Annotated in this window: 12 protein-coding genes; 3 read left to right on the top strand and 9 right to left on the bottom strand. The window is 70.4% G+C overall.

From position 1 onward, the window contains the following. Nucleotides 1–115 precede the first annotated feature (115 nt). Nucleotides 116–1,387 (bottom strand): ABC transporter substrate-binding protein, encoded by a 1,272-nt coding sequence (locus FB563_RS25050; protein ID WP_055709333.1) that lies wholly within the window; start codon nucleotides 1,385–1,387, stop codon nucleotides 116–118. 131 nt (nucleotides 1,388–1,518) lie between these two features. Between FB563_RS25050 and FB563_RS25045 the strand changes: the two genes are divergently transcribed. The 3 genes from FB563_RS25045 to FB563_RS25035 are packed head-to-tail and all read left to right on the top strand — an operon-like array spanning nucleotide 1,519 to nucleotide 5,092. Next, complete coding sequence (locus tag FB563_RS25045) at nucleotides 1,519–2,025, top strand: PadR family transcriptional regulator (RefSeq protein WP_055709332.1); 507 nt, start codon at nucleotides 1,519–1,521, stop codon at nucleotides 2,023–2,025. Beyond that, complete coding sequence (locus FB563_RS25040; protein WP_055709331.1) at nucleotides 2,022–2,786, top strand: ABC transporter ATP-binding protein; 765 nt, start codon at nucleotides 2,022–2,024, stop codon at nucleotides 2,784–2,786. The genes FB563_RS25045 and FB563_RS25040 overlap by 4 nt, the downstream gene beginning before the upstream one ends. Before the next feature lie 20 nt (nucleotides 2,787–2,806). Further along, on the top strand, nucleotides 2,807–5,092 hold the full coding sequence (locus FB563_RS25035) for an ABC transporter permease (RefSeq protein ID WP_055709335.1): 2,286 nt from the start codon (nucleotides 2,807–2,809) through the stop codon (nucleotides 5,090–5,092). Nucleotides 5,093–5,110: 18 nt separating this feature from the next. Here the strand turns inward: FB563_RS25035 and FB563_RS25030 are convergent, their stop codons facing one another. From FB563_RS25030 to gap, 8 genes are all read right to left on the bottom strand, one after another. Then, nucleotides 5,111–5,911, bottom strand: a complete 801-nt coding sequence (locus FB563_RS25030) for a hypothetical protein (protein ID WP_055709330.1) — start codon at nucleotides 5,909–5,911, stop codon at nucleotides 5,111–5,113. A gap of 125 nt (nucleotides 5,912–6,036) precedes the next feature. Further along, nucleotides 6,037–7,689 (bottom strand): glucose-6-phosphate isomerase, encoded by a 1,653-nt coding sequence (gene pgi / locus FB563_RS25025; RefSeq protein ID WP_142218914.1) that lies wholly within the window; start codon nucleotides 7,687–7,689, stop codon nucleotides 6,037–6,039. 52 nt (nucleotides 7,690–7,741) lie between these two features. Continuing rightward, nucleotides 7,742–8,935: an MFS transporter gene (locus FB563_RS25020; RefSeq protein ID WP_244329055.1), complete on the bottom strand. Its 1,194-nt coding sequence runs from the start codon at nucleotides 8,933–8,935 to the stop codon at nucleotides 7,742–7,744. Between the two features lie 212 nt (nucleotides 8,936–9,147). Beyond that, complete coding sequence (locus FB563_RS25015) at nucleotides 9,148–9,435, bottom strand: RNA polymerase-binding protein RbpA (RefSeq protein ID WP_004002138.1); 288 nt, start codon at nucleotides 9,433–9,435, stop codon at nucleotides 9,148–9,150. Nucleotides 9,436–9,724: 289 nt separating this feature from the next. Continuing rightward, nucleotides 9,725–9,955: a preprotein translocase subunit SecG gene (secG, locus tag FB563_RS25010; protein ID WP_055709533.1), complete on the bottom strand. Its 231-nt coding sequence runs from the start codon at nucleotides 9,953–9,955 to the stop codon at nucleotides 9,725–9,727. Between the two features lie 114 nt (nucleotides 9,956–10,069). Beyond that, nucleotides 10,070–10,846, bottom strand: coding sequence for a triose-phosphate isomerase (tpiA, locus tag FB563_RS25005; RefSeq protein WP_055709532.1), 777 nt, complete (start codon nucleotides 10,844–10,846; stop codon nucleotides 10,070–10,072). A gap of 5 nt (nucleotides 10,847–10,851) precedes the next feature. Next, nucleotides 10,852–12,063, bottom strand: a complete 1,212-nt coding sequence (locus tag FB563_RS25000; RefSeq protein ID WP_055709531.1) for a phosphoglycerate kinase — start codon at nucleotides 12,061–12,063, stop codon at nucleotides 10,852–10,854. A gap of 144 nt (nucleotides 12,064–12,207) precedes the next feature. After that, complete coding sequence (gene gap, locus FB563_RS24995) at nucleotides 12,208–13,215, bottom strand: type I glyceraldehyde-3-phosphate dehydrogenase (RefSeq protein ID WP_055709530.1); 1,008 nt, start codon at nucleotides 13,213–13,215, stop codon at nucleotides 12,208–12,210. Nucleotides 13,216–13,521: the final 306 nt, after the last annotated feature.

Genomic DNA, 13,521 nt, shown 5'->3' with positions numbered 1-13,521 from the left:
TGTCGTGAGGGTGTCAACGAAAAGAACGGAAGCTACTGGTGAGTTGAGGGCGCAAAATCGGACTTAACCGGGCATCATGCGCCGAGATGAGATCTGCGCGTTACTTAACAAGTAACTATCGGCGGGCGATCGCGTCGAGCTCGCGCGCGAGCCTGCGCACGGCCTGTTCGGGCGTCTCCCGCCCGCTGAGCGCGTCCTGCATCACGGCCTGCACCACCAGGCTGACCTGGTCGTAGTGCGGGCTCTTGGGGCGCGGCCGGGCAGTGAGCACGGCGGTGCGCAGGGTCGGCAGATAGGGGAAGCGCCGCACCAGCTGGGGATCCTCGTAGAGCGCGGCGCGCACGGGCGGCAGGGCACCCCGGGTGAGCACCTGGCGCTGGACGGGCGCGCTGGTGAGGTAGGCGATCAGCCGGGCGGCCGAATCGGGATGCGCCGCATGGGAGTTGACGGCCAGGTTGGAGCCGCCGAGCACACTGGTCCCCGGTCCGTCGGGGCCGGGCAGCGGTACGGCGCCGATCCTCCCGGCCACCTTGGAGCCCTTGGCCGAGGCCACGGCGTACGCATAGGGCCAGTTGCGCAGGAAGAGCAGCCCGCCGTCCTGGAAGGCCTGCTTGGACTCCTCCTCCTTGTACGTCAGCGCCGCCTTCGGTATCCAGCCCTCGCGGACGCCGCGGGCGAGGAAGCCGATGCCCTCGCGGGCGGCGGAGGAGTCGACGGTGACCCGGGTGCCCTCGCCGCCGAGGATCGTGCCGCCCGCCGAGTAGACGGCCTCGGCCGCGTTGACCGTGAGGCCCTCGTAGGGCAGGAACTGGCCCGCGTAGCCGCCGAGGTGGTACTTGGGCGCGATGGTCTTCGCGTCGTGCTCCAGCTCGGCCCAGGTGCGCGGCGGGGGGACGCCCTCCTTGGCGAGGATGTCCTTGCGATACAGGAGAAGTCCGGCATTCGTGACGTACGGGACCGCGTACAGCCGGCCGTCGTAGGTGGCCGTGTCCACGACCGGCGGCAGGAAGCTCTTCAGCGGGAAGCGATCACGGGGCAGCGGGCGGATCCAGCCGGCCGCCGCGAACTCCGAGGTCCAGTTGACGTCGATGTTGAGGACGTCGAAGCGGCCCCGGTCACCACCGCGCAGGTCGGTGGTCATCTGCGCATGGGTCTCGTCGGCGGAGTCCGGCAGCTCGACGAGGGTCACCTTCTCGCCGGGGTGGGTGCGGTTCCAGCCCTGCAGCAGCGGGGCGAGATATCCGGTGAGGTCGCCGGCGGTGGCCAGGGTGAGCGGGCCGCGGCTCTCGCCCGCGCCCTCGTCGGCCTGCGCGCCGGAGGCGACGTACCCGGTGAGGATCACGGCGAGAACGAGGAGGCCCCTACCGGCGGCGCGTATCCACCGCATAGGTTCCTCCCTGAACACGTACACACGGCTCCGGGCACCCTCGCCCGGGAGTCAGAGGCCATGTATACCTGTTAGGTATGGGCGATACTAGGGCCTGGAGCACATTGTGAGCAGACAGGAGGACAGCACGAGTGCGCCTGCCCCTCCTGGCACTCCTCGCCCGTGGTCCGGCCCATGGCTACGAGCTGAAGCAGGACCTTGAGCAACTGCTGGGCTCCGCGTACCCTCAGCCGAACGTCGGCCAGATCTACGTCACCCTCGGCCGCCTCGAGAAGTCGGGACTGATCGAGGGCGAGGACGTCGAGCAGTCCAGCCGGCCCAACAAGAAGGTCTACCACCTCACCGACGCCGGGCGGGAGGCGCTGCACGCCTGGTTCGAGGAGACCGAGGACGAGCCGCGGGTGCGGGACGAGTTCTTCATGAAGCTCGCCCTCGCCCCGCAGACCGGTCTCGCCGACCAGATCGCCCTCATCAACAAGCAGCGGCGCCAGTACCTGAACACCATGCGCAACCTGTCGAAACTGGCCACGGCCGAGAACCGGGACAACCGCATCGCCCAGCTGCTCATCGAGGGCGCGATGCTGCATCTGCAGGCCGACCTCGACTGGCTCGAGCGGTGCCAGGAGGAACTGGAATGAGCACTGGGGCGAGCGAGGACACTGTTCCGGTGCTTCGGGCCGAGGGGCTGGTGAAGACGCACCACGGCGAGGGCGCGCCCGCGCATGCCGTGCGCGGGGTCGACCTGTCCGTGGCGCGGGGCGAGTTCGTGGCGATCACCGGCCCGTCGGGCGCGGGCAAGTCCACGCTGTTGCACCTGCTCGGCGGGCTGCAGCGTCCGGACGCGGGCAGCATCTGGCTGGACGGGCGCTGCACGGACTCCTTCGGCGAGGCCCGCTGGGCGGTGGAGCGCCGCAAGGCCATCGGGATCGTGTTCCAGTTCTTCAACCTGGTGTCGAACCTGTCCGTCGCCGACAACGTCGAGCTGCCCGCCCTGCTCGCCGGCGTCCCGCCGAAGAAGGCGCGCGCCGAGCGTGAGGAGCTGCTGGCGGAGCTGGGGCTCACGGGCAAGGAGCGCAGCATGCCGGGCGAGCTGTCCGGCGGCGAACAGCAGCGGGTCGCGCTCGCCCGGGCCCTGGTCAACCATCCGCCGCTGCTGCTGGCCGACGAGCCCGCCGGCAGCCTGGACAGCAAGGGCACGCGCGAGGTCATGCGGCTGCTGTCCCGCTTCCACGGGCGCGGCCAGACGATCGTGCTGGTCACGCATGACGCCCGGCTGGCGAGCGCCGCCGACCGGGTGATCAGCTTCTTCGACGGCCGGATAGCCGACGACGCGCAGCTGGACGGCACCACCGCGTCCCGGAAGTCGGGGATCTCGGGTGTGCTGGAGCTGAGGGACTGACGGTGCTGGATCTCCGGGACGTGCGAGCCACCCTGCGCTGGGCGCACTCCGACGTGCGCACCCACCGGGGCGAGGCGCTGTTCCTGGTGCTGGCCACCGCCGGGATCGTCGTCTCGTTGCTGCTGGCCACCGCCCTGTTCGGGTACGCCACCAACCCCTGGCAGCGCGTGTTCACCCAGGCCCGTGGCGCGCATGTGTGGATCCACACCGTGCCGTCGGCCGACGCCCGCGGGCTGGCCCGGCTGGACGGTGTCGAGTCCGTGGCCGGCCCCTACCGCACCGAGTCCGCCACCGTCGCCGTACGCGGCGGCACCCGCGCCTCCGTGGAGCTGCGCGGCACGCCGGGGCTGCCGTCCGTCGGCCGGCCGCTGCTCACCGCCGGGCACTGGCTTGATCCGGCCGAACCGGACGGCGTGGTGCTGGAGACCGGCCTGGCCCGGGCGCTGCTGGCCGAGCCCGGGGACACCCTCACGCTGCCCGGCACCGCCCGCACCCTGACCGTCGAGGGCATCGCGGACAGTGCCGAGCCGCGCTACAGCCCGGGCGAGCAGCCGGGGCTGGTGTGGGCCCTGCCCTCCGCCGTACGCGCTCCCGGCGGCCAGGTGATCGGGCTGCGCCTGGCCGACCCGGGCGACACGGACTACGCCGTGCAGCGTGCCGTCACGGTGCTGGGCGCGGGCGCGGTCGGCGAGGTCTCCACCTGGCAGCAGGCGCGCTCCGCCGCCCAGGGCGACAACCGGCTGCTCGGGCAGGTGCTCGGCCTGTTCGGTCTCGGCGCCCTGATCGCCGCCGGGTTCGCCGTGCACGGGGCCATCGCCACCCGCATCCGCGGGCACCTGCGGGACATTTCGGTGCTGAAGGCGATCGGCTTCACCCCCGGCCAGGTCGTCCGGATCTTCCTGCTCCAGCACCTGGCGTACGCGCTGCTCGGCTCGGTGGCCGCCGCGGCACTCACCGAGGCCCTGGGGCACCGGATCCCCGGCCGGCTCGGCGACGCCGTGGGCGTGTGGCAGGGGCTGCCGGGGCACACCGTGGCGCTGTTCGTGGTGCCCGTGGGCGCGGTGCTGTTCATCGGCCTGACGACGGGTCTCGCGGCGTGGCGGGCCGGGCGGGTGCCGCCGGTTCCGGTGCCGCGCCGGACCGCACCGGCCGGCGGGCGGCTGACCGGAGCGGCCCGGCGGGCGCTCGGGCTGCGGCTGCCGGCCGCGCTGGTCCTCGGCTGCCACAAGGCGTTCTCGGGGCGCGGCCGGTCGCTGGCCACCGTGGCCCGGCTGACCCTGCCGCTGCTGCTGATCGTGGTGGCGCTCAGCGCCTGGACCACGATCGACCGCTTCCACAGCAGCCCGGACCACATGGGTCTGCCGACGTCCCTCACCGTCCGCTCCGACGGTGCCATGGACACGTCCGCCGTACGGGACCTGCTCACCGGCGATCACCGGGTCGCCGCCGCCTACCCCGGAGTCGAGGTCGCCGCGCTGGTCCCCGGCCAGACCGGCACCATCGCGCTGCGCGGTGTCGGCACCCGCGCCGAGCCCTACCCCTACGCCCTCGCCGAGGGCCGGGCCGCACGCGGACCGGACGAGGCGGTGGCCGGCCAGGGCCTGCTGGACCTGCTGCACGCCCGGGTCGGTGACTGGGTGCGGATGACGGTGGGCGACCGGCCGCAGATCCTGCACATCGTGGGCCGCAGCATCGAACCGCAGAACGCCGGCCGGGTGGTGACCACCTCCCTGGACACCCTCCGCGAGAACGACCCCGCGCTGGCCCCCGCCTTCTACGAACTGCGGCTGCGCCCCGGCACCGACCCGCAGCAGGTGGCCGCCGCGCTGTCCGCGGCCGGCCGGGGCCACCTGGACGTGCACCCGGTGGAGAACCCCGCCGACGGGCTCTCCCCGCTGCGCGGAGTCGTCGCCGGGCTGATCGCCGTACTGGCCCTGATCGGGCTGGTCGAGCTGCTCACCGCCATCGGCGGCAGCGTCCGCGAGGGCGAGCGGGACGTGCTGGCACTGAAGGCGATCGGCATGTCCCCGCGGCAGATCACCGCGATCACCGTCACGGCGACGAGCTGTACGGCCCTGGCCGCGGTGGTCGCCGCCATGGCGCTGGGGCTGCCGCTGGGCCGCCGGCTGATCGACGCCCAGGGCAGCTCCAGCGGTATCGGCGCAGGGATCGCCCAGTCCCCGTCGCCCGCGCTGCTGCTCGCGCTGGGCGCGGCCGCCGTGCTCGGGGCGGCGGCGCTGGCGGCACTGCCCGCGGCCCGCGCGGCACGCAGCCGCCTCGCGGACACGCTGAGCGCGGTGGCCTGACCGAGGCCTGTCGGGAACTCAACTCCCGTAAGAGAACCGGCTGTTGTGGGTGCGGTTGTTGTACGGGCCCTGGGGTGTGTGCAGCGCCGGATGGGCGGCCAGCCGGATGCCGTGCCTGCGCTTGAGCAGGGCCAGCTCGTACAGCGCGATGGCCGAGACCGTCACGGGGGCGCCGAGGATGAACACGACGCCCAGCAGCAGGCCGAGGCCGTGCAGGTCTCCGGTGAGGAGATCGGGCAGGGCCATCAGCCAGCTGGTGACCATGGCCAGCAGCGGCGGGAGACAGCGGTGCACGGCTGCCGTGCCGAAGAAGTTCCCGTTGATCCGGAGGGCGCCCGCCCCGACGAACCAGACCATCCACAGCGTCAGCACGCTCACCGGTATGATCAGCAGCCCGCCGGCCAGCGCATTGGCGTGCTGCAGCATCAGGACCGTCGCGACGACCGAGCCCACGAAGGTCAGCAACAGCCCCAGGGCCTTCAGCAGGGCGGGACGCAGCGGGCGCAGGCTGCCGGTGCGCCGCCAGATCCAGAGCATCACACCGACGGTGAGCGGGGTGACGAACAGCAGGACGACCGAGGCGATCAGCAGGTTCTGGAGCATCTCCTCGGGAGCGAAGCCGCCCTCGACGAAGGTGTAGACACCGACCGCCGCGACGGTGCCGGCGGCGACGCGGATCCGCTTGAGCTCCTCCACCGCCGGATCGAGCGGTTCGGGTATCCACGCGGGGTGGAACACCGCCCAGGCGGCGTGATGGGCCTTCAGAAAGTTTCGCCCGCGCTCCGCGGATCCGGTGCGGCTTCCCCGCCCAGCGGCCACTGCGTACTCCCCCGAGTCGTGACTCACATGATCATCGGGGAGTCTACGGGAGCCGGGCCGGCCGGCCCCTCGGAGGGCCACCGCCGCGTCCGGCTCCCGCGTGCCACCGCTCAGCTGCCCGCCGATCAGCTACGGCCGCGCAGCTCCCGGTACTTGGCGACCAGTGTCCGCGTCGACGCGTCGAGGCCCTCGACCTCGGCGCCCTCGGTCAGGGCGGGCTCGACGCGCTTGGCGAGGACCTTGCCCAGTTCCACGCCCCACTGGTCGAAGGAGTCGATGTTCCACACGGCGCCCTGCACGAACACCTTGTGTTCGTAGAGGGCGATCAGCTGGCCGAGGACCGACGGGGTCAGCTCCTTCGCCAGGATGGTCGTCGTCGGCCGGTTGCCCCGGAAGGTCTTGTGCGGGACCAGCTCCTCAGGCACCCCCTCCGCGCGGACCTCCTCGGCGCTCTTGCCGAAGGCCAGCGCCTGGGTCTGGGCGAAGAAGTTGGCCATCAACAGGTCGTGCTGGGCCTTGAGTTCCACGCTCAGCTCACCGACGGGCCGGGCGAAGCCGATGAAGTCCGCCGGGATCAGCTTGGTGCCCTGGTGGATCAACTGGTAGTAGGCGTGCTGCCCGTTGGTGCCCGGGGTGCCCCACACCACCGGCCCGGTCTGCCACTCCACCGGCCGGCCGTCCCGCTGCACCGACTTGCCGTTGGACTCCATGTCCAGCTGCTGGAGGTAGGCGGTGAACTTCGACAGGTAGTGGCTGTACGGCAGCACCGCGTGCGACTGGGCGTCGTGGAAGTTGCCGTACCAGATGCCCAGCAGGCCCAGCAGCAAGGGGGCGTTGGCCTCGGCGGGCGCGGTGCGGAAGTGGTCGTCGACCAGCCGGAAGCCGTCGAGCATCTCCCGGAACCGGTCCGGGCCGATGGCGATCATCAGGGACAGGCCGATCGCGGAGTCGTACGAGTAGCGGCCGCCGACCCAGTCCCAGAACTCGAACATGTTGTCCGTGTCGATGCCGAACTCGGCGACCTTCTCCGCGTTCGTGGACAGCGCCACGAAGTGCTTGGCCACCGCCGACTCGTCACCGAGCGCCTCCACCAGCCACGTCCGCGCGCTCGTCGCGTTGGTGATGGTCTCGATGGTGGTGAAGGTCTTGGAGGCGATGATGAACAGGGTCTCGGCCGGGTCCAGGTCCCGCGTGGCCTCGTGCAGGTCGGCGCCGTCCACGTTGGAGACGAAGCGGACCGTCAGGGCGCGGTCGGTGAAGCTGCGCAGCACCTCATAGGCCATCGCGGGGCCCAGGTCGGAGCCGCCGATGCCGACGTTGACGACGTTCTTGATGCGCCTGCCGGTGTGGCCGGTCCAGGCCCCGGAGCGGACGCGGTCGGCGAAGTCGCTCATCCTGTCGAGGACGGCGTGCACCTTCGGGACGACGTTCTCCCCGTCGACCTCGATCACCGCGTCGCGCGGGGCGCGGAGCGCGGTGTGCAGGACCGCACGGTTCTCGGTGACGTTGATCCTCTCGCCGCGGAACATGGCGTCCCTGAGGCCGAACACGTCCGTGGCGGCGGCCAGCTCGCGCAGCAACCGCAGGGTCTCGTCGGTGACCAGGTGCTTCGAGTAGTCGAGGTACAGATCGCCGACCTGGAGCGTGTATCCCTCACCGCGCCCGGGATCGGCGGCGAACAGCTCCCTGAGATGGGTGTCGGCCAGCTCCTCCCGGTGCTTGGCGAGAGCGGTCCACTCGGGCGTCTGATGGAGCCTGGTACGGCCGTCTGCGTTCATTTCCGACTTCCGCCTTCTTTCGTGCCTGTCCCAGCTGTTCCAACCTAATTGATCACTGCGCGGCACGAGCCGTCATGACGTCGTCGTGCGGCGCAACAACAGGTACGTCCGGCTTGCGGGCCGGTATCAGCGAAGTGACGGCGAGGGCGAACAGGACGGCGGCGAACAGGGCCGGGCCGTTCAGCCCGTATGTCCGGGCCGCCACTCCACCGAGGAGCGCGCCGAGCGGGGCGCCGGACGTCGAGGACGTACGGAACGCGGAGGCGATACGGCCCACCATCGCCTCGGGACTGCGCTGCTGCATCAGGGTGACCTGGTTGACGTTCCACACCATGTTCATGGCGCCGAGCAGCAGCATGCCGGTGACGAGCGCGGCCAGGTGCCGGACGGATCCGATGAGCAGCAGTGACGACGTCTGGATGCCGCCGGCGACGAGCAGCGCCCGCACCCGGCCGGTGCGGCGCGCGAGACGCTGGGCGACGAATCCGCCCGTGATGCTGCCCACCGAGAACGCCGTCATCGCGGCGGCATATCCGGCGTTGCCCGCGTCCAGCCAGCGCGTCACGTGCAGCGCCAGGGTGGCGATCAGGCCGCCCATGCCGATGTTGCACAGCAGCGTGGCCACACAGGTCGCGCGCAGGGCTCGGTCGCCCCACAGGGCGCGCAGGCCCGCCCCGATCTCCGTCCGCAGGGTGCTGCCCGCGGGGCGTGGCGCGCGCTTGGGCGGGCGTGTCCGCAGGGACGCCACGAGGGCGGCGGCCGCCAGGAAGGTGCACGCGTCGGCCGCGAACGGCATGAACGCGCCCGCCGTCAGCAGCAGCGGCACCAGTGGGGCGGCGAGCAGACCGCCGGCGATCTGCTGGCCGGTCATCAGCCGGGCGTTGGCGCCGCCCAGGGCCGCTCGGTCCACGAGCGCGGGCAGCAGGGCCGTGGCGGCGTTGTCGAAGAGGGTCTGGAGCGTGGTCAACGCGAATGCGAGGGCGAGCAGCAGGGGGATCGAGGCATGGCCCAGTCCCACGGCGACGGCGAACGCGGCCACCAGCAGGCAGCGGACCGTGTCCACGGCCCACATCGCCCGCCGCCCGTCGACCCGGTCGGCCACGGCCCCGCCGAGCAGCCCGAACAGCAGCCACGGCACATACCCACAGGCTGTCACCGAGGCGATGACCAGCGGCTCGTCGCTGAGCCGCACCGCGAGCAGGGGCAGCGCCGAGTTCCGTAACGCGTCCCCGAACCGGGACACCACGGCGGCCGTCCACAGCCGCGCGAATCCCCCGCGCCACGCCGGCGCCCCCGCCTGCACCTTCCCGACCCCCGACACAGCTCCCCCTCACGATCCGTGCCGTCGAAGAACGGCTCAGGAAAAACCGTAGAGGGCGCCACTGACAATCGGTCGGCCGCGAGCGGGCGGACACGGCTCCGGCCAGGCACCTCGAGGCGCCCGGCTGGTGTCAAGTACTAGATCTCGCCCCGCAGTTTGGCGAGCGCCTCGGCGAGGATCGCCTCGCCGTCCGCGTCGCTGCGCCGCTCCCGCACGTACGCCAGGTGCGTCTTGTACGGCTCGGTGCGCGGCGGGTCCGGCGGGTTGTCCCGGTCCTGTCCGGCCGGGAAGCCGCAGCGCGGGCAGTCCCAGGTGTCGGGAACCTGCGCGTCGCTGGCGAAGCTCGGCTGCGTCTCGTGCCCGTTGGAGCACCAGAAGGAGATGCGCAGACGCGGCGCGGACTCGCCGCGCTCGGCCTCGCCCATCGGCCCCGCCCCGACCCGGCTTCCTCGGATCGCGTTGCCACTTGCCACGGTGTAACTCCCTGCGTGATGGTGCCGCGAAGCGAGTCGGCGTTTCGCTTCGCTGCGAGCGCCTCAGTCTACGTAAGGCCCAACGCGCGTCCAGTGATTGGAGTTACCAGCCCCACATCCAGACGCAAGCCCCATGATAGGCCGCACCCAGGAGCGCGTACCGAACATGGGGCCTTACGTACCGAATATGCGTGATGTGTGTGCTGTGCGGGTTGTCAGCCGCACCTCTCAGCTGTTCGTCTCAGCTGTTCGTCTTCATCACGATGCCGAGGACGATGATGCACGCGAACCACAGCAGACCGACCACGATGGTGATCCGGTCGAGGTTGCGCTCGGCGACCGAGGAGCCGCCGACGGACGACGCCATGCCACCACCGAACATGTCGGAGAGGCCGCCGCCCTTCCCCTTGTGCATCAGCACCAGCAGCATCAGCAGCAGGCTGAAGACGATCAGGGCGATCGAGAACCCCAAAACCACGGCTGGACCAACTTCCTCGGATTCGGATGGACGACGGGGGCACAACACGTCGGCGGTGCCCCCGCAAGAGTACGACGTATCGCCGCTAGCGCCTACTCACAGCGTGCGTCACTGATCGCGGAAACGCACGATCTTGACGAACTCGTCGGCGTCCAGCGAGGCGCCGCCGACCAGGGCGCCGTCGATGTCGGCCTTGGCCATGATCTCGGCGACGTTGCCGGCCTTCACGGAGCCGCCGTACTGGATGCGGACCTTGTCGGCCACGTCCTGCGAGTACAGCTCGGCGATCTTGCCGCGGATGGCGGCGCAGACCTCCTGGGCGTCCTCGGCACCGCAGACCTTGCCGGTGCCGATGGCCCACACGGGCTCGTAGGCGATCACGATCGTCTCGGCCTGCTCGGCCGGGAGGTCCTTCAGACCGCCCTCGACCTGGGCGAGGGTGTGGGTGACGTGGTTGCCCGCCTCGCGGACGTCCAGCTCCTCGCCGACGCACAGGATCGGGGTCAGGCCGTGCTTGTAGGCGGTCTTGACCTTGGCGTTCACCAGCTCGTCGGTCTCGTTGTGGTACTGGCGGCGCTCGGAGTGGCCGATGACCACGTAGGTGCACTTCAGCTTGGCCAGCATCGGGCCGGAGATCTCGCCGGTGTAGGCGCCGGAGTCGTGCTGCGAGATGTCCTGGGCGCCGTACTTGATCCTGAGCTTGTCGCCGTCGACCAGGGTCTGCACGGAGCGCAGGTCGGTGAAGGGCGGCAGGACGGCGACCTCGACGGCCTCGTAGTCCTTGTCGGCCAGGGCGAAGGCGAGCTTCTGGACGTGCGCGATGGCCTCGAGGTGGTTGAGGTTCATCTTCCAGTTGCCCGCCATCAGCGGCGTGCGCGTGCTCATTGAGGTCAGTCCTCCAGTGCGGCGAGGCCGGGGAGCGTCTTGCCCTCGAGGTATTCGAGGGAGGCGCCGCCACCGGTCGAGATGTGGCCGAATGCGTTCTCGTCGAAGCCGAGCGTGCGCACGGCAGCGGCGGAGTCACCGCCGCCGACGACGGAGAAGCCGTTCGAGTCGACGAGGGCCTGGGCGACCGCGGCGGTGCCCTGGGCGTAGTCGGGGTGCTCGAAGACGCCCATGGGACCGTTCCAGAAGACGGTCGCGGCGTCGGCGAGCTTCGAGGCGTACAGCTCTCGGGTCTTCGGGCCGATGTCCAGGCCCTCCTGGTCGGCGGGGATCTTGTCCGCGTCGACCACGGTGTAGTCGGCCGGCGCCTTGGTCTTCAGGTCCGGGAACTCCCGGGAGACCAGGACGTCGACGGGGAGCACCAGCTCGACGCCCAGCTTCTCGGCGCGCTCCATGTACTCCGTGACGGCCGGGATCTGGTCCTCCTGCAGGAGGGAGATGCCGACCTCGTAGCCCTTGGCCTTGAGGAAGGTGTAGGCCATGCCGCCGCCGATGAGCAGGCGGTCGGCCTTGCCGAGCAGCTGGTCGATGACGGCGAGCTTGTCGGAGACCTTGGCGCCGCCGAGCGCGACGACGTAGGGGCGCTTGACGTCCTCGGTGAGCTGCTTCAGGACGCCGACCTCGGTGGCGATGAGGTAGCCGGCGTAGTGCGGCAGCCTCTTCGGCAGGTCGTAGACGGAGGCGTGCCCCCGGTGGACCGCGCCGAAGCCGTCACCGACGTAGACGTCGGCGAGGGCGGCGAGCTGGTCGGCGAAGGCACCGCGCTCGGCGTCGTCCTTGGACGTCTCGCCGGGGTTGAAGCGGAGGTTCTCCAGGACGGCGACATGGCCGTCGGTGAGTCCGGCGACCGTGTCCTGGGCGGACCGGCCGACGGTGTCGGTCGCGAAGGCCACGGCGGAGCCGAGGAGTTCACCCAGGCGGGAGGCGGCCGGCGCGAGGGAGAAGGCGGGGTCGGGGGCGCCCTTGGGGCGGCCCAGGTGCGAGGCGACGACCACCTTGGCGCCCGCGTCCGCGAGGGCCTTGACGGTGGGCAGCACGGCGCGGATGCGGCCGTCGTCGGTGATGGTGCCGCTCTCCAGCGGCACGTTGAGGTCGGCGCGGACGAAGACCCGCTTGCCGCTCAGGCCGGCGGCGAGAAGTTCGTCGATCGTCTTCATTGAGTGGACTCCAAAGGAGGGCTCGTGGTGCACCTGATCGTAAAAGGACGTGGTCTGTACGCGAGACAGGGCCCGGACAGCGCGGCGGTGCGCTGCCCGGGCCCTGTTCTCACTTCAAGGTCCTGCTGCCGCGATCTGCGGCGATCAGAGCTGGTTGCCGACGAAGACCGTGAGGTCGACGAGGCGGTTGGAGTAGCCCCACTCGTTGTCGTACCAGCCGATGACCTTCACGTTCTTGCCCTCCTGGACCATGGTCAGGGAGGAGTCGAAGGTGCAGGAGGCCGGGGCGTTGACGATGTCGGAGGAGACGATCTGGTCCTCGGTGTAGTCGAGGAGACCCTTGAGCTCGCCCTCGGCGGCCTTCTGGAAGGCGGCGTTGACCTCTTCCTTGGTGACCTCGCGGGAGAGCTCCACGACCAGGTCGGTGACCGAGCCGGTCGGGACCGGGACGCGCATGGCGATGCCGTCCAGCTTGCCCTTGAGCTGCGGCAGGACCAGGGCGGTGGCCTTGGCGGCACCGGTGGTGGTCGGGATGATGTTCTCGGCGGCGGCACGGGCGCGGCGCAGGTCCTTGTGCGGGAAGTCCAGGATGCGCTGGTCGTTCGTGTACGCGTGCACCGTCGTCATCAGGCCCTTGACGATGCCGAAGTTCTCGTCGAGGACCTTCGCCATCGGCGCCACACAGTTGGTGGTGCAGGAGGCGTTGGAGATGACGTGGTGGTTCGCCGGGTCGTACTTGTCCTGGTTGACGCCCATCACGATGGTGATGTCCTCGTCCTTGGCCGGGGCCGAGATGAGGACCTTCTTGGCACCACCGGCGAGGTGCTTGGCGGCGTCTTCCTTCTTGGTGAAGATGCCGGTCGACTCGATGACGATGTCGACGCCCAGCTCGCCCCAGGGGATGTCGGCCGGGTTGCGCTCGGAGAGCACCTTGATGGTGTGGCCGTCCACGGTGATGGTGTCGGCGGTGTGGGAGACCTCCTGCTTGAGGCGACCCAGGATCGTGTCGTACTTGAGCAGGTGAGCCGTGGTCGCGGTGTCACCCAGGTCGTTGACAGCCACAACCTCGATGTCCGCCCCCTGCTCCAGCAGCGCGCGGAAGTAGTTACGACCGATGCGGCCGAAGCCGTTGATGCCTACGCGGATCGTCACGAACCGATCTCCTCGTTGGTACGCCGGCCATGCGGAGCCGGCGAGCTCTGTTTGGGATGTCCCCGACCACCACCGACCCTACCTCCCGGAGGGCCCCGGAGTGACATCGAGACGGCGCATACACGGGCAGGTATTCCGTACCCGCCAGTAGGGGTACGGACCCTCCCGGATCGGCAGTGGATTCACTCGTATTTAGTACGGAATGCCGGGCGATTTTCGCGCCGTCTTCACTCGTTCGTGAGCGGGTCGGCTCACTTGATCAGGACCCCTTTCGCGCACCGCTGAGACGCCTCCCGCTCACCTGTT

This window comes from Streptomyces puniciscabiei, from assembly GCF_006715785.1.
GTDB classification, from domain to species: Bacteria; Actinomycetota; Actinomycetes; order Streptomycetales; family Streptomycetaceae; genus Streptomyces; species Streptomyces puniciscabiei.
The sequence above is the reverse complement of the archived record's forward strand: the minus strand, read 5'-3'. Positions and strand labels throughout refer to the sequence as shown.